This is a genomic window from Rhodococcus sp. HM1 (assembly GCF_023218075.1).
Classification (GTDB): Bacteria; Actinomycetota; Actinomycetes; order Mycobacteriales; family Mycobacteriaceae; genus Rhodococcus.
Genome location: NZ_JALPTB010000001.1, coordinates 60,142 through 85,584 on the forward strand (window position 1 = coordinate 60,142; position 25,443 = coordinate 85,584).

Below are 25,443 nucleotides of genomic sequence, written 5' to 3' on the forward strand. Positions count from 1 at the left end.
CAGGCGGCGTCGGGAAGGAGTACCTGTGTTCAGCTTGGCGGGACGCATCGCGCTGGTCAGTGGAGGCGGACAGAGCGTCGGTGAAGGAATCTCGAAAGTGCTGGCGCGACAAGGCGCCGCGGTCATCGTCAACGATCTGCATGCGGAGCGCGCCGAAAAGGTCGCGGCTGCAATCGTGGAAGAGGGCAACGTCGCCGTCGCCTCGGCGTTCGACGTCACAGACTTCGACGCCACCCTGGAGCACGTGCGCGCCGCGGAAGCGGAACTGGGTGGGCACGTCGACATCGTCGTCAACAACGCTGGTGTCGCCGAAGGTCGCGTGATCAAACCGTTCCGGGAGCTGTCGCCCGAAGAATGGCGGGCGCCGATCGACCTGAACATCTTCGGGTCCATGAACTGCATCAAGGTCGCCCTCGACGGAATGTGCGACGCCGGCTGGGGGCGGGTCGTACAGATCTCGTCGGGATCCGCGCGGACGGGCCAGGACATAAACCAGACGATGTACGCGACCGGCAAGAGCGGCATCGAAGGCTTCATCCGTCATCTCGCCGCCGAGACCGGCAAGTACGGTGTGACCGCCAATATCGTGGCGCTCGGCCACCAGAAGAACCTCGAGGACAAGATGAGCCCCGAGATGATCGAGCAGATCCTGCGGACCATCCCGATCCGCCGATTGGGCGACCCGATCGAGGTCGGGGCGTTCTGCGCCTATCTCGCATCCGACGAGGCCGGTGGTATCACCGGACAGACGTTGGACTTCAACGGAGGGTCGCAGACGCGGTGACGCCGGACGCGAGCCCACAGACGACGATGTCGCTCACCGCGCTGCGGGTGGCCGATCTCGATCGCGCCGTCGAATTCTACATTCGGGGTTGCGGATTCGTGCACGACAAGGATCTCACCACCCCGGCGTTCCGTGCCGCGATCGTCCGGGCCGGTGTCGCCGGACTCGAACTGGTGCTTCCGACGGACGGGAGCGCGGACGCCGCGCCCGACCACGGCAACATGCTCGTCAAGATCGTCGTCAACACCACCGACACCGAAGCGCAGATGGCCGACGCCTGTGCGCACGGCGGTACCGAGGTGACCCCGGCGACCGGACTCGAGGCGTACGGCATGGTGATCGGATCCGTCCGCGATCCGGACGGCTATCTCGTCGAGTTCGTACAACGCGCGGTCTCCGAGCCTTCCGACCGTTGAGCGGGCGACCCGCTCGCTCCGAGGCGTAGGCGCCGTCAGGGTCCGTGACGGAGTTCCACGGACTCCGACGGAACGCGCGGTAAATACTGCTGCGAGGCAACACGTTCGACGTGGAAGTAGCCGGTTCGGGGTGACTGCTCTCTGTGGCGCCGTCGCCGCAACAGCCCGCGGCATGTCGGTGTCCGCCTGAGATCGGAGAACGTCCATCGGCCGCGGTGCCTGCAGGGGACACCGCGGCCGACGTGTTCGGTGACAGCGAGGTTCGACGAACCGGCTCGGTGTTCGACGAAGGGGCTCAGTGGGCCGCGAGGTCCGCGGCCACGCAGCGCTGCCAGATTTCTCCCGCGACCATACGCAGGGGAGCGACCATCTTCTGATGGTCGAACGTGCCCACGGGCGCGCAGACGGACAGCGCCGCCAGGTTGCCGTACATGTGATCCGGCGGGCCGATCGACACGCCGACGCACGCGATGCCGGGGAACGCCTCACCTCGATCGAACGCGGCGCCACGGTCTCGGACCAGGGCCATTTCCTCCTCGAAGCGGCTCGAGGCGGTAGGGGTGCCGTGCTTGCTCTCGGTGGCGCCGTGGAGCCCACGGGCCGAGGATGTCCCGGAGACCGCAGAGTGGGCCATGACGACCTTGCCGAGCGCGGTGAGGTGCGCCGGCACCCGCTGTCCGACAGCAGTCGGGGTGGAACCCGATGCGCGCCCGTTGATCTTGGTCAGGTAGACGGTGTCCCCGCGGTCGACGACGCCGAGCTGAATCGTGATCCCGGTGCGCTGCGCGAATGCGTGCATGACGGGACGCGCGTGCTGGAGGAGCCGGTTCTGATTGAGCGCGGCCTGCCCCATCTCGTAGGCCTTGACACCCAATTCGTAGGTCTGCTCGGGCGAGCGGGCAAGCCATCCGGCATTGGCGAGTTGTTCGAGCAGGCGGTGCGCCGACGACCTGGGTAATCCGGTACGTGCCGTGACCTTGGCCAATGTCATCGGGCCCGCGCTGAGGGCATCGAGGACCAGTGACACCCGGTCCACCACGGAAACCGGAACTCCATCGGTGCGTGACGTACTCAACCCATCCTCCTGACACCCGAACTCGGTGTGATGCCCATCACGGTACCTGCGGTGTGCTTCGGACATCAATGCACTCGAGACCGTTCTCCCGACGCGCGCCGCGTCGGGGGGCCGGCGTGTACGAATCCACGCCGTCGTCCCGGCGGAGACGCCGCCGGAACTGCTCTCCCGTTGTACGGGAGACCCGCGTCACAGAGCAAGCCCCGCTTGCCAAGCTGACCACATACCACGGGCGAGTTGTCGCGATCAGCCGATCAGGAGGCGAGGCACAGTGAGTTCCACCGATTCCGAGGATCAGATTCGCATCATCGACACCGGCATGCCACCGGCACGGTATGCGCGCGGTTGGCACTGCCTTGGGCTGGTGCGCGACTTCGCCGACGGTGAACCGCATCAGGTGGACGCATTCGGGACCTCCCTCGTCGTGTTCGCCGGCGAGGACGGGCAGCTCAATGTCCTCGACGCGTACTGCCGGCACATGGGTGGCAACCTGGCTCAGGGCACCGTCAAGGGCAACTCGATCGCATGCCCGTTCCACGACTGGCGCTGGCGCGGTGACGGGAAATGTTCCGGAATCCCCTACGCGCGCAGGGTTCCTCCCCTCGCCCGGACGCGTGCGTGGACTACGACGGTGGTCAGCGGCCAGCTCTTCGTGTGGCACGACCCCGAAGGGGCCCGGCCGTCCGGCGAAGTGGCGATCCCCGCGATCCCCACCTACGGCGATCCCGGCTGGACGGACTGGGTGTGGAACTCGATCGAGGTCACCGGTTCGCACTGCCGCGAGATCGTGGACAACATCGTCGACATGGCGCACTTCTTCTACGTGCACTACGGGATGCCCACCTACTTCCGCAACGTGTTCGAGGGACACACGGCGACACAGGTGATGCGCTCGCGGCCGCGGGCCGATGCCGTCGGAGTGAGTCAGTCCACCAACTACAGTGTCGAGAGCCGATCGGATGCAACGTATTACGGTCCGTCCTACATGATCGACAAGCTGTGGAGCGGCGGCCGGGATCCCGAATCCGAGCCGAACATCTACTTGATCAACTGCCACTACCCGATAACGCCGACGTCGTTCCGCCTGCAATACGGGGTGATGGTGGAGAAGCCCGCCGGAGTCCCGGACGAGCAGGCCGAGCAGATCGCTCAGGCGGTCGCGAAGGGCGTCGCGATCGGTTTCGAGCAGGACGTGCACATCTGGAAGAACAAGTCCCGCATCGACAATCCGTTGCTGTGCGAGGAGGACGGTCCCGTCTACCAATTGCGCCGCTGGTACGAGCAGTTCTACGTCGATGCCGCCGATGTCCGACCGGAGATGGTCAACCGGTTCGAGTACGAGATCGACACGGAACGTGCCCTCGCGAGCTGGCAGGCCGAGGTGGACGAGAACCTCGCAGCCGGGCGCAGTGCCTTCGCGCCGAACCTGACGGCAACCCGTGCGGCATCCGGGACGACCGGATCCTAGCGCGCGTCCCCCACTCGACGATTTCATCCGATTCCTCACAGGAGTACGACCATGAGCTACGAAGTGCTCGACAACATCGTCGCGATCGCGGACGACCTGCGTGCCGCCGCAGACGAATCCGACGCACTCGGCCGGCTGACCGACGACATGGCCAAGAGCCTCAAGCGAGCCGGGATCATCCGGCTGCTGCAGCGCAAGAAGTACGACGGCTACGAGGCGCACCCGCGAGAGTTCGCCGAGACCGTCATGAAGACGGCGAGCATCTACGGTTCTGCGGGTTGGGTCGGGGGCATCGTCGGCGTCCATCCCTGGCAGCTGGCGTTCGCCGACCCCAAGGTTCAAGAGGAGGTGCTCGGCTGGAACTCGGACACCTGGCAGGCGTCGCCGTACATGCCGGGCGGTATTGCGATCCCGGTCGAGGGTGGATACCGCATGACCGGACGGTGGCAGTTCTCGTCGGGAACCGACCACTGCGACTGGATCTTCCTCGGCGCGATGGTCGGCGGGCAGGACGGAGCTCCGATCATGCCGCCCAGTGGATTGCACGTGATCCTGCCGCGATCCGACTACGAAATCGTCGACGACTCGTGGGATGTGATCGGACTGCGTGGAACGGGCAGCAAGGACATCGTCGTGAAGGATGCCTTCATCCCGGACTATCGGGTGATGAAGTCGCAGGACGTGATCGACGGAACCGCGGCCAAGGAGTACGGAGTCACCGAGACCCTGTACCGGATGCCGTGGTCGACGATGTTCCCCCTCGGCATCACCTCCGCCACGATCGGCATCTGCGAAGGTGTCCTGGCCGCCGGAATCGCGTACCAGCGTGAACGGGTCGGCGCCGCCGGAACGGCGATCAAGGACGACCCGTACGTCCTCCATGCGCTGGGAGAGGCAGCCGCGGAGCTGGACGCGGCGCGGCAGCAGTTGCTCGCGAACGTCGACCGTATCTGGGATCTGGTCGACGCGGGTAAGGAAGTCGACTTCGAGACTCGGGCCTCCTCCCGGCGCAATCAGGTGCGCTCGGCATGGCGAGCGGTCCGTGCGGCCGACGAAGTCTTCGACCGCACGGGCGGCAACGCGCTGCGCGTCGACAACCCTCTGCAGCGGTTCTGGCGGGACGCGCATGCCGGCCTGCACCACGCCATCCACGTGACCAGCACGACCTACCACGCCTCGGCCATGGCCTCGTTGGGTATCGACGTCCCGAACGGCCCTCTGCGCGTGATGATCTGACGCTGTTTCCGGTGAACAGGAAGGGAACACTGTGACCGAGATCAAGGGCCTGGGATATGTGCGCGTGCTGGCCACCGACATGGATCGCTGGCGCGAGCTGGGATTCGACGTACTCGGATTCGCACCGGGTAGCGGTGTCGAAGAGGACGCGCTGCACTTCCGGATGGACGAGCGACCGTCCCGGATCACCGTAGAACGCAGCGATGTCGATCGCGTCAGCGCAGTGGGCTGGGAGGTCCGGGACGGCGCGTCTCTGCGCCGGCTCGCTGAGCGGCTCGACAGTGCCGGCTGCGAGTACAGCGAGATGCCGTTCGAGATGTGCGAGGCACGTCGCGTCGAAGGTGGGATCCTCATGAAGGATCCGGGCGGTACTCCGTTGGAGTTCTTCTTCGGCCCGGCGCTCGATCACAGCCCGGTGATCACCCGCTACGGCCAGAAGTTCGTCACCGGAGTGCAGGGGCTGGGGCACGTGGTGATGCCCACAACGATGTTCGACGCGTCGTTCCGCTTCTATACCGAGGTACTGGAGTTCCTGCCGCGCGGCGCATTCCGCATGCCCTCCCCGCCCGGCACTCCACCTCAGCGGATCCGTTTCCTCGGCGTCAACCAGCGGCACCACAGTCTTGCCATCATGCCGAGCCTCGAGGGACGAGACCCCGGGCTGATCCACGTCATGGTGGAGGTGGATTCCCTCGACGCGGTGGGGCGTGCCCTCGATCAGGTCGAGGCGCACGAGTTCCCGGTCTCGTCGACGCTCGGCAGGCACACCAACGACAAGATGATCTCGTTCTACGTCCGGGTACCCGGCGGATGGGACATCGAGTACGGCACCGGCGGAAAACTCGTCGACGAGACCTACTACACGGCGGAAGAGATCACCGCGGACAGCTATTGGGGCCACGAGTGGATGTGGGCCCGGCAGGCGGAGGCCGCGAGCGCATGACCCCGTCGACCGATTCGCAACTGGGTGAGCCCGGACCCACGGACTCCCGGACAAGGATGTGACCAGAATGGACATGCAGAGAACAGATTTCGATGCAGTTGTCGTCGGAGCCGGCATCTCGGGACTGTACGCGGTGCACAAGCTTCGTGCACGGGGAATGACCGTGCGCGGCTTCGAATCCGCGGCAGGCGTGGGGGGTACGTGGTTCCACAATCGCTATCCCGGAGCGCGGTGCGACGTGGAGAGCGTCGACTACTCCTACTCGTTCGACGAGGAGCTCCAGCAGGAGTGGACCTGGACGGAACGGTTCGCCACCCAGGCGGAGATCCTCGCCTACCTCGAGCACGTGGCAGACCGATACGACCTCCGCTCTGCATACGAGTTCCTCACCCGGGTCACCTCCACCGTGTACGACGAGGAGACGGCGCGATGGACGGTCACCACGGACACGGGTCACTCGGTGACTGCGAGGTTCTGCATCATGGCCACCGGTGTGCTGTCGGCGACCAACCGCCCCGACATCCCGGGCCGGGACTCGTTCACCGGCGAGTCCTACCACACCGGCGAATGGCCGCACAGCCCTGTCGATTTCGCCGGCAAGCGAGTCGGGGTGATCGGAACCGGCTCGTCGGGAATGCAGTCCATCCCGCTGATCGCCCAGGAAGCGGCACACGTGTTCGTGTACCAGCGCAGCCCGAACTATTCGATTCCCGCCGGAAACCGGCCGTTGACCGCCGAGCAGATCGAGGAAGTCAAGGCCACCTACTCGGAGCGTCGCCGGCTCGCGCGTCTGAGCGGCGGTGGAACCCCCTTCACGCCGTACCCGAAAGGGGCGATGGAAGTCGACGAGGCCGAGCGCCGACGCGTGTACGACGAGTGGTGGCAGCGCGGTGGATACCTGTTCGCGAAGGCATTTCCCGATCAGACCGTGAACCTGGCCTCGAACGACACCGCACGCGAATACGTCGAGGCGAAGATTCGCGAGATGGTGAACGATCCGGAGATCGCGGACCAGCTCATTCCCACCGACCATCCGATCGGGACCAAGAGAATCGTCACGGACAGCGGGTATTTCGAGACCTACAACCGGGACAACGTGACCCTGGTCAATCTGCGACGCACTCCGATTGTCGAGGTTACCGAGACCGGCGTGCGAACGAGCGAGGAACACCACGAGCTGGACATGCTCGTGTTCGCGACCGGCTTCGATGCGATGACCGGTGCGCTCTCGCGGATCGACATTCGCGGGCGCGGCGGCCGCGCTCTGCGTGACGAATGGGCAGCGGGGCCGCGTACCTACCTGGGACTGGCATCCCACGGCTTCCCCAACATGTTCTTCATGGTCGGTCCGGGCAGCCCGAGCGTACTGGCAAACATGGTGCTGATGGCGGAACAGCAGGTGGACTGGATTTCCGACTGCCTCGATCACCTCGACGAACACAATGCACGGTCGATCGAGGCCGGTGAACAGGCCGTCGACGAGTGGATCACCGAATGCAACGAGAAGGCCGCGGGCACTCTGTTCCCGACCGCGAACTCGTGGTACATGGGTGCCAACATTCCCGGCAAGCCGCGAGTCTTCATGCCTTACATCGGCGGTTTCGCCAACTACTGCAACATCTGTGCCGAGGTCGCGGCCGCGGGCTACAAGGGATTCGACATCGTCGGATCGGAGAGGGCCTGACATGACTACGGCACATCCATCGACGAGGGGACAATGATGACCGAGACGGTGCCCGTCGACTCCGGTGCGGACGTCGACGCCGAGAGCCACGAATCACAGTTGCGCGCAGCGATCGACGTATGTGATCCGGCGCCGCTGCTCATGTCGCTCGTACACGTGACCGGTGATACCGGCCTCCTCGACGAGTTCGGGTCCCGGCTGACGATCGGCGAACCCGGCAACCACTACCGCACCGGCACCCGTCCGACCACTCCGCCGGGGCAGTACCCCGCCGAGGTCGTCGCCGACATCCGGACCCGTGCGCACGAACTGCTCACCGTCGAAATGATCGATCGCCTCGGTGTTCCCGATCGCGAGACATTTCTCCGCATGGCGACGATCGCGACGTCGGAGCGCGTCGACGACGAGTTCGTCCCGATCCTGCTCGAACAGGCCGGATTCGTCCTGGGGGAGCGCCGCGTGCCGGTGACCGTCACGCCGCCCGCCGACTTCTCCGTCATCGTCATCGGTGCCGGGATCGTCGGCATCAACGCCGCGATCAAACTGCAGGACGCCGGATTCCGGTACCGCGTCTTCGAGGCGCGACACGAGATCGGTGGAACCTGGTCGCGCAACACGTATCCGGGCGCTGCTGTCGACACTCCCAGCCACTACTACTCGTACTCCTTCGAGCTGAACCCCGGTTGGTCGAAGTACTACCCGTCGGGCGTCGAATACCAGCAGTATCTGAAGGGCGTCGTCGACACCTACGGGATCGCCGAGAACATCTCGTTCCGGACCCGGGTGCTGTCGGCACGTTGGCTCGACGACCAGCACGTGTGGGAGGTGACCACCGAGTCCGCCGACGGATCACGGGAGGTACACCGTGCGAACGCGGTCGTGACAGCGCTGGGCATGCTCAACTCGCCGAACATCCCCGACGTCGAGGGCTTGGATTCGTTCGGCGGCACGGTCGTCCACACCGCCGACTGGGACGAGGGTCTCGACCTGACCGGCAAGCGCGTCGTGGTCCTGGGCACCGGATGCACTTCCGTGCAGGTGGTCGCCGACATCGTCGATCGGGTGAAGACACTCGACGTCGTGGTCCGCTCACCACACTGGATCGTGCCGGAGAAGGCCGTCGTGAACGACGTTCCGGAGGAGGAGAAGTGGGCCCTCGCCCACATTCCCCGTTACCACGAGTGGTTCCGGTTGCGTTCGTACTGGTTCGCGTCCGACAATCTGTACACACTGCCGCGAATCGATCCCGAATGGGCGCAGACCCATTTCTCGGCCTCGCCGGCCAACGAGATGGTGCTCAACACTGCGCGGAACTACTTGCAGGACAGCTTCCCGGACCGTCCGGATCTGATCGAGAAGCTGACCCCGGACTTCCGTCCGTACGGTAAGCGGATCGTCAAGGACCCCGGCTTCTTCAAGGCACTCACCCGTGATCACGTGGCATTGCACCGAGCATCGTTCGAGCGTGTGACACCGGACGGCGTCGTCACAACCGAGGGCCGGTTCGTGCCCGCCGACGTCATCATCCTGGCGACCGGATTCGCGCTGGAGTTCACCACGTCTATCGAGATCACCGGACAGGACGGGCGCACTCTTGCGGAGCGGTGGAAGGGCGGTGACGATCCGCGTGCCTACCTCGGCATCCAGGTCTCCGGATTCCCGAACCTGTTCGTCACGGCAGGACCCAACTCTGCGCCGAATCATGGTGCGGGACACAATATTCTGAGCGAAGAACACGTCCACTACATCGTCGAGTGCCTGCAGTACCTCCTCGAGAACGGGCACGACGCGATGGACGTGCGTCAGGACGTACTCGACGAGTACAACCGCAAGGTGGACGAAGCGCTCGACAAGACTGTGTGGGTGCATCCCGGCGCGGAGATCAACGGCTACTACCGCAACAGTCAGGGACGGGCGGTGGTGCCGTGTCCGTGGCGCCTGGTCGACTACTGGACCATGCTGAGAGAGCCGAACCCGGACGCTCTGGAATTCATCGACCCGGTGGTCCCGGGATGACGATGCAGCCGCTGAACTGCGAGACGTGCGGACGTGGTGTGCTCGTCGAGAAGTTCAGCGCCGCGCACACCTCGATCCAGTGGACCTCCGACGCGTCGGAATGCCCGATGATCAGGGACGCAGTGCAATCGGTCGGTGACCACCGGCGCGGCTGCAGTGCGCTGCGTCGCTCCATCGACCGTGCGGTGGAGCGTCACGAACTGAGCGAATCACGGATCGATCTGCCGACCGGACCGGATCTGCCGCGGCTGCATTGACCAGCAGCAGCACGGCCCGCTGCGGAATCCCGCAGCGAGCCGTGCTGTCCGATCGGCGTCAGGCCGGAGTATCGAGTATCGGCCACCTGGGACGGTGGACGGTGGCCTTCGAGCGCGCAAAGGGCGGTGCTGTGGGTATCTATGCGGTGACAGGATCGGCGTCGGGAATGGGCCGTGCGGTTGCGGATCGGCTCCGGTCCGCCGGGCACACCGTCATCGGTGTCGACATCCAGGAAGCCGACGTCGTCGCCGATCTGTCGACCGTCGGCGGACGGCAGAAGGCGGTGCGGGGGGTGCTCGCGGCCGCGGGCGATCGGCTGGACGGTGCCGTGCTCGCCGCCGGTCTCGGCCCGGCGCCCGGGCCGGAGCGTCCGAGGCTGATCGCAGAGGTCAACTATTTCGGTGTCGTCGATCTCCTGGAGGGGTGGCGAGACGCGCTCGCGTCGACCGGCAACGCCAAGGTCGTCGTCTTCTCCAGCAATTCCACGACCACCACCCCGGCCGTGCCCCGTCGCACGATCAACGCCTTCCTCAACGGCGACTCGGACCGTGCGGTGCGTTCGGTCCGGATCTTCGGAAGAGGAGCTCCGGGAATCATCTACGCAGGATCGAAAATCGCCGTCAGCCGATGGTTGCGACGCGCCGCTGTACGTCCCGAGTGGGTGGGTGCCGGAATTCGGCTCAACGCACTCGCGCCCGGCGCGATCATGACGCCGTTGCTGGAGAAGCAGCTCGCCACACCGTCCGAGGCCAAGGTCATCCGTTCTTTCCCGGTGCCCGTCGGCCGATTCGGCGACGCCGGGCAGCTCGGCGACTGGGTGGTGTTCATGCTGTCGGATGCCGCCGAATTCCTCTGCGGAAGTGTAGTCTTCGTCGACGGCGGCTCCGATGCGTACTTCCGGTCCGACGACTGGCCTCGGTCCGTCCCGGTCGGTCGCATCGTTCCCTACCTGCGCAGGTTCCGCGCATTCGGCCGGTAGTCACCGGCCGCTCCGGAATACACACGGGAATGGAAGGGAACCGACCGATGGGGCGATTCGGGCGCAGATCCGTGAAGCTCGCAAACTGGCGCTTGTCGTACAAACTGACCGCGATTCTCGTAGTTCCCCTGCTCGCGGCTGTCGCTCTCGGCGCGCTGCGTATCTCCACGCAGCTGGATGAGGCCCGTCGCTTCGAATCACTCTCCGAACAACTCGCTACTATCCCCGCGCTGTTCGACTTTTCCTACGACGTTGTCAGCGTGACGACTGCGGCGAGCCTCGGCATGCCGGCCACCGTTCAGCCGGAGCAGTTCAGGCAATCCACCGCGGACGTCCAGGCACTCGCCACTGCCGGAATCCTGGAGCCTCGAATCGTCGAGGGCCTTGCCCGCCTGATCCAAGACGGACAAACACTCCACGACACCGCGTACACCGGTGGTATGTCGGCCGAGGAACTCGATCGGCGCACGATCGACTTTCTGATCCGCTGCGAGGCGACTTTCCGTGAGTTGCTCGATCTTGCCGAGGGCACAGAGGTGCTGACCGACGGTGCCAACATGCTCAATGCCTGGAAAGCGCAACGGACGATGCTCGACCAGGCGAACGCACTCGGCTTGTTCGCCGTCGATCCCGAGACAGCACGGCTCACTGCTCAGAACGCCATGCACATCGAGGAGGCAACTCTCGGGCTGCTGCGCGGAAGTTCGCTCGATCACGGCCGGCTCGACGGCCTGCTCGAGAATCTCGTCGTCCGCCGGGCGCTGGTTGCCGATTTCGATCCTCGACGGGATTCGGGGGCGGAGTTGAGCAACGCGATGTTGGCGGCCTTTCCTCCGTACCAGGAGATGAACAGCAAGGCGATCGCGCAGATCACCGAGACTCTGGATCGGCTCACCGCCGATGCGCGGACCTCCGCGACGCGCGACAGTATCCTCGTCGCCGCGATACTTGTGATCGCCCTCGGCGTCGCCCTTCTCGTGGCGCGTGCTCTGTCCGTTCCGATCCGGCGACTTCGCGACGGCACCCTCGCCGCCGCCCACCACGAACTGCCCGCCGCGATCGCCGCGGTCAACGACGGAACCGACATCGCCACGGTCGAACTCACTCCCATCGAGGTGCACACCGACGAGGAAATCGGCGAACTCGCCCGCGCCGTCGACACCGTGAACTCCGAAGCCCTCCGTCTCGCCGGCGAACAGGCACACCTGCGCCGACAGATTTCGACGATGCTCGAGACCCTCGCTCGCCGCAACAAGACCCTCGTGGAACAGCAACTGTCGCTCATCGACTCCCTCGAATACGAAGAGAAGGACCCCACCCGACTCCGGAGCCTGTTCTCCCTCGACCACCTCGCCACGCGAATGCGCCGCACCGGCGACTCGCTCCTGGTCCTGTCCGGCACCCGGCCCCGTACCCGCACCGCGGCCACCCCGCTGGGCGACGTTCTCCGGGCCTCCGTGTCCCAGGTCGAGAACTACGACCGTGTGCGGATCGGAAGAACACCTCACGGCTACCTCGTAGGCACCGCCGTCACGGACGTCGTGCACCTGCTCGCCGAACTCGTCGACAATGCGCTGCGGGCCTCGCCGCCGAACAGCACCGTCACGTTCGAATTCTCATCGGCCGTCGGTGGAGGACTGCTACTCGAAATTGCAGACTGTGGCATCGGTGCACCGGCCGAAATTCTCGGCGAGATCAACACACGTCTCGCTGCCGGCGACAGCGCCGAAATTCATGCACCCCGGCAGATGGGCTTGTTCGTCGTCGGCCGCCTCGCTGCCCGAAACGGCATCAGCGTCCGGCTGCGGCCCACGTTCGATTCGGAGACCAACGCCGGCATCACTGCGTCCGTCTACTTCCCGGCCACGCTCCTCGCCGAGGTCCACTACGCGGAACCCGAGCAGATGAAGGAGCGTCCCCCTCGCCTACGCCGGTCCGACGATTCCGCCAGGCACGATGACGACCCCATCGCGTGGGCACCCTTCCAAGGGTGAGTTCTCCCGGCACGGACGAGCGGTCGGGGATCTCACGGCCGCTCGTCCGCGAACTGCTCGATTTCGTGGTCGGAACGGAAGATCAGCTCTGCGAGGTGGGTTCCCTGCACTCGTAGAATCGTGGAGTCGTGTCCACGCGGAGCCGGGTCAGTGCGCGCCGGCTGATCAGCCACCTGCCGTTCTCCAGGCGGTATTCCTCGTGATAGTGACCGTATCCGTGGAGGTGCTCCTCCTGATCCCCGTTCGTCCACCACAGTTTGTCTTCCATCGCCCAGATGCCGCGGGCTGTCGTGGCGGAGGTCAGCTCGATTTCGGGTGTGTGGCCGTGATGCACGGACGTGATCGGGACGCGGCCGTCCAGGACGCGCTTGATGGATGCGGTCACGGCGTCGGCGCCTACGACATCGTGGTCGCCGAACGTCGAACTCACGACGTCGTCCGTGTGGAGAGTCGGATAGACGTCCCATTCCTTGTTGTCCATGCACCGTAGCCGCGCCGCGAAGGTGCGCTTGATCTGTTCGATGGCCAGACACTGCTCGGCTGCGCTGAGAGTCGGTTCGATTGTCATGGTGGCACTGTCGGTCGTGGACTCCGGAGAATGCAACGGCTGATTCCGCTGAGCGGGTGAGTAGGTCGACCACCGTCGGCCCCGTGCCGATCGGTCTCCGATACGACTGCCACTCTTCGTGTTTCGGTGGATCTCCCGGAGAACGGGAGACGGTCGTGTGCGAGTGTGTCCGGCCCCATAGCGTGAGCGGATGACGACTGGGGGATTCACTTCCGATCAGAAGGAGAAAGGCGTGCGCCGATCCGACCTGCACCCCGATGTCGAGGCGATGCTCTCCACCTTGGAGGCAGGATTCCCCGACGTGACACAGTATCCTGCCGCCGAGCTGCGGCAGATCATCGTTTCGCGGCGAGCGCCGCTGACGCGGACCCCGGATATGCGGATGGCGCGGGACGTGGTGATCGACGGGCCGGGCGGTGATCTGTCTCTGCGTGTGTACGTCCCGCACGGCGACGGGACGGCGCCGCGTCCCGTGATCGTCTTCGCGCACGGCGGCGGATTCGTCTTCTGTGACCTCGACAGCCACGACGAGTTCTGCCGATCGATGGCGGAGGCTGTGGATGTCGTCGTGGTGGCGGTCGATTACCGGTTGGCCCCGGAGAATCCGGCACCTGCGGCGATGGAAGACGTGTACGCGGCGGTGTGCTGGACGGTGGAGAACGCTAACTCCTACGGGGGTGATCCGGCACGGGTGGCGGTTGCCGGAGACAGCGCCGGCGGCAATCTTGCGGCGGCAGTCTCGGTCGCGGCGCGGGAGCGTGGCGGCCCCTCGATCGCGGCGCAGATCCTGCTGTATCCCGTGATCGGGGACGATTTCGAGACGGAGTCGTACCGGAAGTACGGCGTCGGCTACTACAACACAACGAAGGCGATGCGCTGGTACTGGGAGCAGTACGCGCCGAACGGCCGCGACAGCGCCCTCGTCGTCCCCTCTCGCGCCTCGACGTTGACGGGGCTGCCCCCCGCGCTGGTGGCCACCGCGGAACTGGACCCGCCGTGCTCGGAGGGCGAAGCCTATGCGGAGAGACTCGCCGCGGAGGGGGTGCCTGTCATCGCGCACCGCTTCGACGGGTTGTTCCATGGATTCCTCACGTTCCCGCAGCTGTCGCTGACCGGTCCTGCGCGGGAAGAGTTGTGGCAGTTGATTATCCGGATTCTCGCCCCTGCCGCTCGAGGAGCAGGCTCCGCGAGCCGATCCGGCACCAGCTGACAGGACACGACCACGACAACTCGGGATGCAATGCTCGGACAACCAGGCATACGGGGATGGAAATGACACAACGACTGACAGGCCGCACCGCTCTGGTGACCGGGAGCAGCCGGGGGATCGGGCGGGCAGTCGCACAGCGATTGGCCGCAGAAGGTGCCGCGGTGGTGGTCACGGCACGCTCGAGGACACCGTCGCGATCGATTCGGGACGGACGTGAGCACGTGCTCGAGGGCACGCTGGACGAGACCGTGCAGTTGATCGAGAGCGCAGGCGGCCGAGCCGTGCCGATTGCGGCGGATCTGGAGGATCCCGCGCAGCGATCCGGGCTCGTCGATGCCGCGGTGGAGGCCGTCGGCGGAATCGACATCCTCGTCAACAACGCCGGGTTCGCCGATTACTCCTCCATCGAGGACATGGGTGAGGACACCTTCGACCGCACTCTCGAGCACTATCTCAAGGTTCCTTTTCTGTTGTCGCAGGCGGTGATTCCCCGCATGCGCAAGGCCGGCGGCGGGTGGATCGTGAACATCGGCTCGTCCACCGGGCTTCCGCCGATACGTCCCTTCCGGGAGTACAACAAGACCTCCGGCGATGTCATCTACGCGTCGGCGAAGGCCGCGTTGCATCGGTTCACCCAGGGCCTGGCCGCAGAGGTGGTCGACGACAACATCGCCGTCAATGTGGTCGGACCGTCGACGGCGATCATGACTCCGGGTGCGGCGGCGTTGCTGCCGGAGGGTTACGAGACGGAACCGGTGGAGTACCTGGCGCAGACAGTTCTGGAGATGTGCACGCTGCCGGCAGCCGAGCGCACCGGCCTCGTGGCGTTCAGCCTGCACTTTCCGTGGTCGCAGGGAATCCCGGTGATGGACCTGGACGGCCGGATCGAATTGCCGCGGCGGCAGCCTCCGGAATGGGCGAATCCGAACATCGCCGCGGACGGGCTGGTGGTGTGACCATGCCGGCAGGTAAGGCGAGCGAACGGTTCTCCCACGGCGTCGCGGTGGTGACGGGTGCGGCTGCCGGAATCGGGGAGGGTCTGGCACGTCATCTCGCATCCCTCGGAATGACGGTGGTGGTCGCGGACGTCGACTACGAGCGTGCCGTGAAGGTGGGCGACGACATCGTGGCGGCCGGCGGTCGGGCGGAACCGTACGCTGTCGACGTCGCCGATCCCGAGTCGGTGGAGGCGATGGCTGCCGAGGTGTTCGAGCGCCACGGCAGCGTGGAGCTGCTCGTGAACAACGCGGGGGTGGAGTCGGCGGGGCTCCTGTGGGAGATCGACAGAGACCGCTGGCGCCGGGTGATGCAGATCAACGTCGACGGCGTGTTCTTCTGTCTGCGGTCGTTCGTTCCGCGGATGATCGAAGCGGGTACGCCGTCGTGCATTGCGAATCTCTCTTCGGTGGGTGGGCTCAATTCCGTTGCCGTCCAGTCTCCTTACATCGTCAGCAAGCATGCCGTGTTGGCGATGACCGAATGCCTGCATCAGGATCTGTCGATTGTCGGCGCACCGATTCAGGTCAGTGCCGTCATTCCGCACTCGATTCGCAGCGAGATCTTCCTGTCGGCGCAGCGCGACGCACCAACGGAGAATGCCACCGCGAACGCGGTGTTCGAGGCGATGCAACGTGACAATGTGGAGAAGGGACTCGACCCGCTCGTCGCGGCAGAGCACATGATCGAGCAGATCGCCCGCGGCGAATTCTGGATCCATTCCGACGACGACTTGTGCGTCGCCGCTGCACATCGACGCGGGAAGCAACTTCTCGACCTCGACCCGCCCGCAGATCCGCGGAACATGCTCACCCGGATGGGAATACCGATCGAATGACCGTCGTGAACCGATGGAGACAGGAGCAGCGGAGCTTCCCACGCCGGCAGGCGTGACTGTCGAAAGAAGGTCTCTCGTGAAGTGCAATTGCTCGAGCTTCACGAGAGACCTTCGCTGCGTTCGGTAGAGCTTGGTCAGGCATCGTCCTTGCGGAGCAGGAACGCGAGCACGGCGGAGGTCCATGCCTCCTTTGCTTCGATCATCGTCCAGTGGCCGCAGTTCGGGAACACGTGCAGTTCCGCATTCGGGATGTCGCGCATCGGCAGCATCGCCATGTCGACCGGGCTGACCCGATCGTCACGGCCCCAGGTCAGCAGCGTGGGTGCCGTGATCTTGCTCAGTTGCGCCCAGTACGGAGTCGCGCCGGAGGCTTTCGCGGCGGCCGTGTTGGCGGCAAACGCTGCGCTGCTGTACATCCGGGAAGCAATCGCGAGGGTCGTCGGGTCGGTCGCGAGGGCCCAGCGCTCCTCGATCAGTTCCTCGGTGACAACGGACGGGTCGTACACCATCGAGTGCAACCAGCGGACCAGTCCCTCGCGGGTCGGATTGTCGGTGAACTCCATCAGCAGCCGAATTCCCTCGCCTGGGCTGGGTGCGAAAGTGTTCTTCCCGATTCCGCCGATGGTGACGAGCTTGTTCACTCGCTGTGGCGCGTTGATGGCCACGGTGGCAGCGACGATGCCACCCATCGAGTTGCCGATCATGTCGACCGGACCGTCGACACCGATCGCGTCGAGGAACACGCCCACCGACCGGCCGGCCATCGCCATCGGATGGCCGTCGCCGGGATCGCTGACACCGAAGCCCGGAAACTCCAGCACGAGGCAGCGGAAGTGCTCGGCGAAGTCCGCCAGGACACCGCGATAGTTGCGCCAGCCCGTGACTCCCGGCCCGGAACCGTGGAGCAACAGCAGCGGTGGCCCGTCACCCGCTTCGTGGTAGCGCAGTACCCCGAGGTCGGTGGCGATCTCGCGTCGTGTGGATTCGTGGGTGAGTGCTTGTGTCATGGTCAGTACGGTCTCAATTCGACGAGCGTCGAGACAGAGTGTTTCCCGGCCAGCGAGAGGGTAGTTCGGGTAGGTACGGAACGCGGGTTTCCCGTTGAGCGGGAGATGGTGGAGGGTGGGTCGGTACGCCGGTGCATAGCATGCGGTATGAGCGAAACCAACTGGAGCAGAGAAGAACTCGAGAATGCGTTTCAGAACTGGCATGCAACCGTGAACCGAGCCGGTTCGGGCGAGGGGAGCTGGCGGGACTTCCTCGAACTGTTCACCGACGATGTCGTCTATGTCGAGCAGATGGCGGGTGTCCTCAACGGCAAGGACGGTGTCTGGGCGTGGGCCGAGCCGAGCCTCGCCCAGTTCCCCGGTTCGCACACCGTCGCGTTCCCCGAGCATTTCCACGTCATCGACGAAACGAACGGCACGATCGTGGCCAAACTGGACGACGTGATGAGCGATCCGGGCGACGGATCCGTGTGGTCGGCACCCCACGTGAGCATCCTGACGTACGCCGGGAACGGCAAGTTCTCCAGGCAGGAGGACATCTACGACGTCACCGGTTTCCTCGACCTCATCAAGGGGTGGGGCCGCCGCGCGATGGAACTGGGCACCTTCGATGAAGCTCAGCGCGGATGGTTCGAGCAGGTCTATCCGGAGACGGTCCCGCAAACCGTGTCCGACTGAGGTCGAGGAAGCGTCGAGCCTGCGACAGTAGCGGGCTCGACGCTCGAGAGACGGGGTGCCGGCGCTGTCACGGCTGCAGGCCCGAGCGGATCGCGAACACCACCAGTTGTGCTCGGTCGCGCGCGCCGAGTTTGATCATCGCGCGCGACACGTGTGTGCGGACGGTGTCGGGACTGACCACCAGCTCGTCGGCGATCTCCTTGTTCGACCGCCCTGTCGCAACCCACGCGACGACCTCGCGTTCCCGTGCCGTGAGGTCCGCCATGCGGGGGTGGGGTTGCACAGTGTCCTGCGTGTGGACGAAGTGCTCGATCACGCGTCGGGTGACCGACGGCGCGAGCAGTGATCCTCCGTCGGCGACGACCCGGACGGCATCGAGCAGGGCCGTCGGTTCGGCATCTTTGAGCAGGAACCCGCTCGCGCCGGCGTGCAAGGCCTCGAAGACGTATTCGTCGAGTTCGAACGTCGTGAGCATCACGACGCGGACGTCCCTCAACACGGGATCGGCGGTGATCCGACGCAGCACTTCGAGGCCGTCGGGGGCAGGCATGCGGATATCGCACAGGACGACGTCGGGGTGGGTGCGCGCGATGACCGCGAGTGCTTCACCACCGTCGCCGGCTTCGCCCACGACCTCGATTTCGGGTTCGGCGGCGAACAGCGTTCGTAGGCCCACCCGGACGAGCGTCTGATCGTCGACGAGCACCACCCGCACGGTCATGCCCGGTCCTCCGTGCTCTCGGCGGCACCGACCGGAAGCACGGCCCGCACGACGAAGCCGCGTTCCGGTCCCGGTGCGGCGACGAGCGTTCCACCGAGCTCGGCTGCACGATCTGCCATCGCGCGGAGGCCGAGGCCACCGGTCGGCGCGTCGGTGGTGCGGCCACGCCCGTCGTCGGCGACCCGCACTGTCACCGCCTGTCCTTCGCGCATGATCTCGACAGTCACCCTGGTGGCCTGCGCGTGCCGGAGAACGTTGGTCGTCGCCTCCGCGACGATCGAATACGCGACATGATCGACGTCGGCCGGTAGTGGGAGGGCCGGTACCCGCACGTCGACGTCGAGGCCGGCGGCCCGGACGCGGTCGACGAGAACCGGCAGGTCGGCCAGACCACGTCGCGGTCGGCGCTCGGCGGCGTCACCCGTGAGGGTCGTCAGCTCGGTCCGCAGGTCGTTGAGGGCGTCGCGGCTCGTGTCGCGGATGGCGACCAGTGCGTCCCGCACCGCCTCCGGGTTGCGCTCGAGCACGTGCAGCGCCACCCCGGCCTGCATCGCGATCACTGCGAGCCCGTGCCCGACCCCGTCGTGCAGGTCGCGGGCGATGCGTAGTTGTTCCTCGGTCGCGGCACGGCGGATCCGCTCGGCGTTCGCATCCCGCCGAGCCGACCGCCACCACCCCACGGCCGCGGCGGCGAGGGCGAGGGCGGCGGTGCCGAGTGTCTGCCAGAGTGTGACCCACGCGGGATATCCGGCGACGAGGACCCGGGCCGTCATCCCAGCGACGAGAACCAGGACGGCGAGGGCAGCGGGAACAGCGAGGTCGCGGGCGGGACGCACGCTCGCCGCCCCGAACGCTGCGAGCGCGGGCAGGAGGAAGATCGGTCCGTCGGCTCCACCGGTCGCAAAGTAGATCCCGACCAGCGCAGGCACCGCGATCAAGGCGGTTCGTGGCCATCGCGGGGCGGTCAGTGCGACCCCCGCGCAGGCCGCGGCGAGGGCACCCGCACCGACCATCGCGGCCGGCGGGCGCATGTTGTTCGCCCCGAGTGTCGCCACGGTGACCAGGGCAACGAGCGCGAGCGTGAACCCGACGCGGAGCATCACCGGTTCGGTGACGGCACGGCCCTGATCGGTACCCACATCGTCGACGCTAGCCGTGCACGCCGGTCGATGGTGTACGCAATATCGCGTAGGTCGATGACGCCCGTGGGCGGACGACGTCGGCGTGTGTGCGGCCGACGATCGAGGCATGACCGACAACACGACACTCACTACTGCAACCGACCGGCCCGGCCGGGCGGGATCGGCCGATATCGATGCCGACGTCGTGGTCGAGACGTCGGCGCTGACCAAACGCTATGGCGACCGCGCCGCGGTCGACTCCGTAGACATGACCGTTCGACGCGGCGAGATCTACGGATTCCTCGGCCCCAACGGCGCAGGGAAGACCACGACGCTGCGCATGATCCTCGGCCTGATCCGCCCGACCTCCGGGTCCGTCCGCGTTCTCGGCAGGCCTGCCGGCTCGCGCGAATCGTCCTCGTGTACCGGTGCTCTCATCGAGGGACCTGGTTTCTTTCCCTATCTGTCGGGACGAGCGAACCTGCGCACCCTGGCCCGTCACCGCGGGTTGAGTGATCGGTGCGTGGAGGAGGTGCTGGCCCGGGTCGGTCTTGTCGACCGCGGCAACGATGCGTACAAGTCGTATTCGCTGGGGATGAAGCAGCGGCTCGGGGTCGCCGCGGCCCTGCTCGGTGACCCGGACCTGATCGTGCTCGACGAGCCGACCAACGGCCTCGACCCGAGCGGCATGGCCGACATGCGGGCCCTGATCGTCGACCTCGCCACGGCCGGGCACACCGTGATTCTGTCGAGTCACCTGCTCGGCGAGGTCCAGGAGATCTGCGACCGCGTCGGCGTGATCGCGAACGGGCGCCTGGTGCGCGAATCGGCCGTGTCCACCCTGCTCGGCGACGCGATCCTGAAGGTGCGCGGCACGCCCCAGGACCGGGTGGTGTCGATCGCCTCGGATCTCGCCGGTGAGAACGGCTTCGAGATCGACGGCGACGCTGTGCTGCTGGACCTGCCACCCGACCGTGCACCCGATGTTGTCCGGGCGCTCGTCGCCGCCGATGTGGCGGTGTCGTCGATCGGACCGACCGAACGCACCCTCGAGGACGTGTTCTTCGAGATGACCACCACTTCCACACCGATGAAAGGGGTGTGACATGTCCGCCTCGACACTCCGCTCACCCACCAGCTCGGTCCCCGATGTCGCGGGGCGCAACACCGTGGCGCGCAGTGTGCGCGCCGAACTGTTCCGGTTGCGTGCGTGGCCGGCGATGTGGGCGACCCTCGGCACATGGTTCCTGCTCGCGACCGTATTCGGTTACGTGTTCCCGTACATCTCCTATACGACCGGATCGGCCGGTTTCTCCACCGAGGGACAATCTGCCGAAGTCCTGTTGCAGGGCGTCCTGCCCGAGTCGGTACCCGATGTCCTGGTACAGGGCACGCCGTTGTTCGGGGGTGCCCTCGTGCTCGTCCTCGGCGCCCTCGTTGCAGGGAACGGTTACACCTGGGGAACCTGGAAGACGGTGTTCACCCACGGCCGGCTGCGTCCGACGAGCGGGGCGCTGCTCGCGCTCGCGGTGATCGTGGCCGCGATGGTGATCGTCACCGCGGTGCTGTGCACGGCCATTTCCGTCGTACTCGCCAGGGTCGAATCGCAACCGCTCACCTGGCCGTCGGCTGCCGACCTTCTCCGCTCGGCGGGTACGGCGTATCTGGTGTTCCTGATGTGGGCGACGATCGGTTTCGCGCTGGGCACCTACGCCCGCAGTGCGGCGTTGTCGGTCGGCCTGGGTTTGGTGTGGACCCTCGTCGTGGAGAATCTGCTGCGCGGTGTCGGTTCCGCGCTGCCGCTCGTCCAGGACGTGACGGCATTCCTGCCGGGCACCGCCGCCGGATCGCTCGTCGGTGCGGTGACCGGGGCGGGACAGGGCACGCCCGGGGTGGTGGACGTGATCTCCGGACCCAGGGCGGTCGTCACCGTCACCGCCTACATCGTGGTCGCGGTGGTGACCACCGGGATTCTGGTGCGGCGTCGGGACGTGGACTGACCGCGATGCTCCTGTCGGGTAACGAGTTTCGCAGTCTTCCCGGCATCCGCACCACCACCGGAAACAGTGGAGACTAAACTCTTCTCAACCGTTTGCTTTCCGAATGCCGGGATCGTCCTGCTCTCGGGCGCCGTCGACAAAAGCGGATGTCCAGGCCGGTCGCGGTGTACCCGGAAGGAACAGGGGAGAGGCATGCAGATCGCGATCGGCCAGTTCGCGTCCGGCGATGACACGGCCGCCAACCTCGCACGTGTCGGTGACCTGGTGAAACAGGCGGCATCGGCAGGTGCCCGTCTGCTCGTACTGCCCGAGTACTCCATGTTCACGGCGCCGGTGATGGACGATCGATTCGTGGAGACGGCGGAACCGCTGGACGGACGATTCGTCACGGAGCTGGGGCATCTGGCGCAGACCCACGACATCCACATCGTCGCGGGGATGAACGAGACCATCACGGGCGAGGACCGCATCTACAACACTGTTGTCGCGATGGCTCCCCACCGCAGCATCGTGGCGACCTACCGAAAAATCCATCTCTACGACGCATTCGGCTACCGCGAATCGGACATGGTGCAGGCCGGACCCCTCGCCGCCCCGGAGACCTTCCGGATAGACGGAATCACCTTCGGAATCCAGACCTGCTACGACCTCCGCTTTCCCGAGGTGACGAGGACGATCGTCGATGCCGGTGCCGATGTCCTGATCCTGCCGGCGGCGTGGATGGCCGGACCGCTCAAGGAAGACCACTGGACCACTCTGGTCCGGGCTCGCGCCATCGAAAACACGATCTATGTCGCTGCAGCCGACCAGAATGCTCCGGTGGGATCCGGCGCGAGCATCGTCGTCGATCCCATGGGTGTGGTGATTGCGGGGCTGGGTGAGCGTGAAGGTATCGCCGTGGCCGAGGTCGATCCGGCTCGCCTGTCTGCCGTTCGTGCCAAGAATCCCGCTCTGGCACTGCGCCGGTACACGGTCGTTCCGCGATAGTCGCCGTTCCGGTTTCCCGGCGCGGACCGGTTCGTCCGGTTCCCGACCGCGTGTCCCGGTGGTAGGGAACGTCCGTGCCGTCGGGGTCGATACCGGTCTACCGTCGTCCCTCGTTGCGGAACAACCAGGCGAAGGAGAGTGGCATGGCGAAGAAGCCCGTACCGGCCCCCGTCCAGGCACAGGACACCACCGTGGACCTGCTCGTGATCGGCTCGGGCACCGGCCTGGCCGCCGCGCTCACGGCGCACGAGGAGGGACTGTCTGCGCTCGTCGTCGAGAAGACGCAGTACGTCGGCGGCTCGACGGCACGGTCGGGCGGCGCGTTCTGGATGCCCGCCAATCCCGTTCTGCAGGAAGCGCGTTCCGGGGACACCCGTGAGCGTGGCCGCACCTACGTCCGCGCGGTGGTCGACGGCAGCGCCCCCGCCGAGCGCGGTGACGCGTTCGTCGACAACGGCGCCGAGACGGTGGCGATGCTCAGCCGCACCACGCCGATGAAGTTCTTCTGGGCCAAGGGCTACGCCGACTACCACCCGGAGCGTCCCGGCGGCGCAGCGATCGGACGCACGTGCGAATGCCGCCCGTTCGACCTGTCGCAGCTCGGCGACGAGCGGGGCCGGTTGCGGCCGGGGCTGATGGAGGCGAGTCTGCCGATGCCCACCACCGGCGCCGACTACAAGTGGATGAACCTCATGGCACGGGTGCCGGTCAAGGGATTCGCGACGATCTTCCGCCGCCTCGCGCAGGGCGTGGCAGGGCTGGCGATCAAGCGCGAGTACGTCGCCGGTGGCCAGGCCATCGCCGCGGGTCTGTTCGCGGGTGTGCTGCGCGCAGGGATCCCGGTGTGGACGGAGACCTCGCTGGTGCGCCTGGTGACCGACGGCGATCGCGTAACCGGCGCGGTCGTCGAGCAGAACGGCCGGGAGGTGACCGTCACGGCCCGTCGCGGTGTGGTCCTCGCAGCCGGTGGTTTCGACCACGACATGCAGTGGCGGCACAAGTTCCAGTCGGAATCGCTCGTCGACGGCGAGAGCCTCGGCGCGGAGGGCAACACCGGCGACGCCATCAAGATCGCGCAGGAGATCGGCGCCGATGTCGACCTGATGGATCAGGCGTGGTGGTTCCCGGCGGTCGCACCGTCGCGCGAAGGCAATTCGCCGCTGGTGATGCTCGCCGAGCGGTCGCTGCCCGGCTCGTTCATCGTGGACCAGAAGGGTTCCCGGTTCATCAACGAGTCCTGCGACTACATGACGTTCGGCCAGACCGTCCTCGAGCGTGAACGCTCGGGTGATTCGGTCGAGTCGATGTGGATCGTGTTCGACCAGAAGTACCGCAACAGCTACGTGTTCGCCGCGGGACTGTTCCCGCGCCAGCCGATTCCGGGATCCTGGTTCAAGGCCGGTATCGCGCACAGCGGTGCCACCCCCGAGGAACTCGCGGCATCGATGGGAATCCCGGTGGAGGCCTTCGCCGAGACCTTCCGCCGGTTCAACGACGACGCGGTGGCGGGAACGGACTCCGAATTCGCGCGCGGCGCAAGCGCATACGACCGGTACTACGGCGACCCGACGGTCGAGCCGAACCCGAACCTGCGTCCGCTCGACCACGGTCCGTACTTCGCGGTGAAGATGACTCTGTCCGATCTCGGCACGTGCGGCGGCCTGCGCGCCGACGAACGTGCTCGCGTGCTGCGCGAGGACGGCAGCGTCATCGAGGGTCTGTACGCGATCGGCAACACCGCGGCCAACGCGTTCGGCAATCGCTACCCGGGTGCGGGCGCAACCATCGGCCAGGGTCTGGTCTTCGGATACATCGCGGCGCGCGACGCCGCGAACTCGAGCGTGTCCGTCTGACGCATTCTCGCCGAGCGAGAGGGAGAATCATCGTGAAAAGTGTTGTTCCGGAAACAGGTTCCGCACCCACCTTCCTGTCGCTCGGCGTCGCGGCGGGCCGGCTCGACGGCGCAGGTGCCGACGAGGCGGACATCGTGTTCTTCCTCCCACCTCGGGCGGACGAACCGCTCCGTGGCCGGACCCGCACGGTGCGCGACGCCGAGACCCACCGTGTGGACCGGACCGTCGAGTACTTCGACACGGTCGGCCGCAGGGTTGCCGAAGTGTTTCTGTCGGGGTGTGAGGACGCACCGGCGACATCGGAGCGGGCCGTGGGGGAACTCGCCCGCTGTGTCGTCGATCGGTTCGGCGTCGAGAACGTCCGGAGGTTCCGCGTCCGCATCACCGGTCCCACGGCCGGTGCCGAACCGGCGAAGTGCACTGTCGGTGTGCTGCAGCACTATCGCACCGATCACGAATTCGTGCAGGACGTCGCAGTAATGTGTGCGACCGATTCGGGGGCGGTGATCGCACGGGCGTGGGTCACGGTCGCGGTCCCGGCGCGGTCCGATGCTGCCGTGGAGGGTATGTCCGCATGAGCGCGAGTGCGTTCGGGGCGGACTTCTGCCGAC

General features: G+C 66.1%; 24 protein-coding genes. 19 read left to right on the forward strand and 5 right to left on the reverse strand.

The genetic code is table 11. From position 1 onward, the window contains the following. Positions 1-25: 25 nt before the first annotated feature. Complete coding sequence (locus M1M07_RS00280) at positions 26-784, forward strand: SDR family oxidoreductase (RefSeq protein ID WP_248672917.1); 759 nt, start codon at positions 26-28, stop codon at positions 782-784. Continuing rightward, positions 781-1,200, forward strand: coding sequence for a VOC family protein (locus tag M1M07_RS00285; protein WP_248672918.1), 420 nt, complete (start codon positions 781-783; stop codon positions 1,198-1,200). Before M1M07_RS00280 ends, M1M07_RS00285 begins: the two co-directional genes overlap by 4 nt. 295 nt (positions 1,201-1,495) lie before the next feature. Here M1M07_RS00285 and M1M07_RS00290 read toward each other — a convergent pair whose 3' ends face one another. Next, positions 1,496-2,275, reverse strand: a complete 780-nt coding sequence (locus M1M07_RS00290) for an IclR family transcriptional regulator (RefSeq protein ID WP_231611213.1) — start codon at positions 2,273-2,275, stop codon at positions 1,496-1,498. Positions 2,276-2,594: 319 nt separating this feature from the next. On the opposite strand from M1M07_RS00290, the gene M1M07_RS00295 reads away from it, so the two are divergent. From M1M07_RS00295 to M1M07_RS00330, 8 genes are all read left to right on the forward strand, one after another. Continuing rightward, a complete protein-coding gene (locus tag M1M07_RS00295; protein WP_248673012.1) occupies positions 2,595-3,743 on the forward strand; it encodes a Rieske 2Fe-2S domain-containing protein in 1,149 nt (382 codons plus the stop codon). 51 nt (positions 3,744-3,794) lie between these two features. After that, positions 3,795-4,979, forward strand: coding sequence for an acyl-CoA dehydrogenase family protein (locus M1M07_RS00300; RefSeq protein ID WP_197254770.1), 1,185 nt, complete (start codon positions 3,795-3,797; stop codon positions 4,977-4,979). Positions 4,980-5,010: 31 nt separating this feature from the next. Further along, positions 5,011-5,922 (forward strand): VOC family protein, encoded by a 912-nt coding sequence (locus M1M07_RS00305; protein WP_248672919.1) that lies wholly within the window; start codon positions 5,011-5,013, stop codon positions 5,920-5,922. A 67-nt stretch (positions 5,923-5,989) separates the two neighbouring features. Further along, positions 5,990-7,606 carry an NAD(P)/FAD-dependent oxidoreductase gene (locus tag M1M07_RS00310; RefSeq protein WP_248672920.1) on the forward strand — a complete coding sequence of 539 codons (1,617 nt, stop codon included), beginning with the start codon at positions 5,990-5,992 and terminating at the stop codon, positions 7,604-7,606. A gap of 36 nt (positions 7,607-7,642) precedes the next feature. After that, positions 7,643-9,622 carry an NAD(P)/FAD-dependent oxidoreductase gene (locus M1M07_RS00315; protein WP_248673013.1) on the forward strand — a complete coding sequence of 660 codons (1,980 nt, stop codon included), beginning with the start codon at positions 7,643-7,645 and terminating at the stop codon, positions 9,620-9,622. A 2-nt stretch (positions 9,623-9,624) separates the two neighbouring features. Then, the gene (locus M1M07_RS00320) at positions 9,625-9,879 is read left to right on the forward strand and encodes a hypothetical protein (protein ID WP_248673014.1); all 255 of its coding nucleotides are present in this window, start codon (positions 9,625-9,627) and stop codon (positions 9,877-9,879) included. Between the two features lie 131 nt (positions 9,880-10,010). After that, positions 10,011-10,859, forward strand: a complete 849-nt coding sequence (locus M1M07_RS00325; protein ID WP_248673015.1) for an SDR family oxidoreductase — start codon at positions 10,011-10,013, stop codon at positions 10,857-10,859. A 71-nt stretch (positions 10,860-10,930) separates the two neighbouring features. Then, positions 10,931-12,853: an ATP-binding protein gene (locus tag M1M07_RS00330; RefSeq protein ID WP_248672921.1), complete on the forward strand. Its 1,923-nt coding sequence runs from the start codon at positions 10,931-10,933 to the stop codon at positions 12,851-12,853. Between the two features lie 82 nt (positions 12,854-12,935). On the opposite strand, the gene M1M07_RS00335 is transcribed toward M1M07_RS00330, so the two are convergent. Beyond that, positions 12,936-13,421, reverse strand: a complete 486-nt coding sequence (locus M1M07_RS00335) for a nuclear transport factor 2 family protein (RefSeq protein ID WP_248672922.1) — start codon at positions 13,419-13,421, stop codon at positions 12,936-12,938. Positions 13,422-13,611: 190 nt separating this feature from the next. Between M1M07_RS00335 and M1M07_RS00340 the strand changes: the two genes are divergently transcribed. From M1M07_RS00340 to M1M07_RS00350, 3 genes are all read left to right on the forward strand, one after another. Beyond that, on the forward strand, positions 13,612-14,631 hold the full coding sequence (locus M1M07_RS00340) for an alpha/beta hydrolase (protein ID WP_248672923.1): 1,020 nt from the start codon (positions 13,612-13,614) through the stop codon (positions 14,629-14,631). Positions 14,632-14,693: 62 nt separating this feature from the next. After that, positions 14,694-15,587, forward strand: coding sequence for an SDR family NAD(P)-dependent oxidoreductase (locus M1M07_RS00345; RefSeq protein WP_248672924.1), 894 nt, complete (start codon positions 14,694-14,696; stop codon positions 15,585-15,587). A gap of 2 nt (positions 15,588-15,589) precedes the next feature. After that, positions 15,590-16,465: an SDR family NAD(P)-dependent oxidoreductase gene (locus M1M07_RS00350; RefSeq protein ID WP_248672925.1), complete on the forward strand. Its 876-nt coding sequence runs from the start codon at positions 15,590-15,592 to the stop codon at positions 16,463-16,465. Between the two features lie 134 nt (positions 16,466-16,599). On the opposite strand, the gene M1M07_RS00355 is transcribed toward M1M07_RS00350, so the two are convergent. Next, positions 16,600-17,472, reverse strand: a complete 873-nt coding sequence (locus M1M07_RS00355; protein WP_248672926.1) for an alpha/beta fold hydrolase — start codon at positions 17,470-17,472, stop codon at positions 16,600-16,602. A gap of 147 nt (positions 17,473-17,619) precedes the next feature. Between M1M07_RS00355 and M1M07_RS00360 the strand changes: the two genes are divergently transcribed. Next, positions 17,620-18,150 (forward strand): nuclear transport factor 2 family protein, encoded by a 531-nt coding sequence (locus M1M07_RS00360; RefSeq protein ID WP_248672927.1) that lies wholly within the window; start codon positions 17,620-17,622, stop codon positions 18,148-18,150. Between the two features lie 67 nt (positions 18,151-18,217). On the opposite strand, the gene M1M07_RS00365 is transcribed toward M1M07_RS00360, so the two are convergent. Next, positions 18,218-18,871 carry a response regulator transcription factor gene (locus M1M07_RS00365; protein ID WP_248672928.1) on the reverse strand — a complete coding sequence of 218 codons (654 nt, stop codon included), beginning with the start codon at positions 18,869-18,871 and terminating at the stop codon, positions 18,218-18,220. Continuing rightward, positions 18,868-20,010 carry a sensor histidine kinase gene (locus M1M07_RS00370; protein ID WP_248672929.1) on the reverse strand — a complete coding sequence of 381 codons (1,143 nt, stop codon included), beginning with the start codon at positions 20,008-20,010 and terminating at the stop codon, positions 18,868-18,870. Before M1M07_RS00370 ends, M1M07_RS00365 begins: the two co-directional genes overlap by 4 nt. A 109-nt stretch (positions 20,011-20,119) precedes the next feature. On the opposite strand from M1M07_RS00370, the gene M1M07_RS00375 reads away from it, so the two are divergent. The 5 genes from M1M07_RS00375 (at position 20,120) to M1M07_RS00395 (ending at position 25,410) form a co-directional block, all read left to right on the forward strand. After that, the gene (locus M1M07_RS00375; protein WP_248672930.1) at positions 20,120-21,097 is read left to right on the forward strand and encodes an ABC transporter ATP-binding protein; all 978 of its coding nucleotides are present in this window, start codon (positions 20,120-20,122) and stop codon (positions 21,095-21,097) included. Position 21,098: 1 nt separating this feature from the next. Then, positions 21,099-21,992 (forward strand): ABC transporter permease, encoded by an 894-nt coding sequence (locus tag M1M07_RS00380; RefSeq protein WP_248672931.1) that lies wholly within the window; start codon positions 21,099-21,101, stop codon positions 21,990-21,992. A gap of 192 nt (positions 21,993-22,184) precedes the next feature. Continuing rightward, positions 22,185-22,979 carry a carbon-nitrogen hydrolase family protein gene (locus M1M07_RS00385; protein ID WP_197254799.1) on the forward strand — a complete coding sequence of 265 codons (795 nt, stop codon included), beginning with the start codon at positions 22,185-22,187 and terminating at the stop codon, positions 22,977-22,979. Between the two features lie 143 nt (positions 22,980-23,122). Further along, positions 23,123-24,832, forward strand: coding sequence for a 3-ketosteroid-delta-1-dehydrogenase (locus tag M1M07_RS00390; RefSeq protein ID WP_248672932.1), 1,710 nt, complete (start codon positions 23,123-23,125; stop codon positions 24,830-24,832). A gap of 32 nt (positions 24,833-24,864) precedes the next feature. Then, a complete protein-coding gene (locus M1M07_RS00395; RefSeq protein WP_248672933.1) occupies positions 24,865-25,410 on the forward strand; it encodes a hypothetical protein in 546 nt (181 codons plus the stop codon). Positions 25,411-25,443 lie beyond the last annotated feature (33 nt).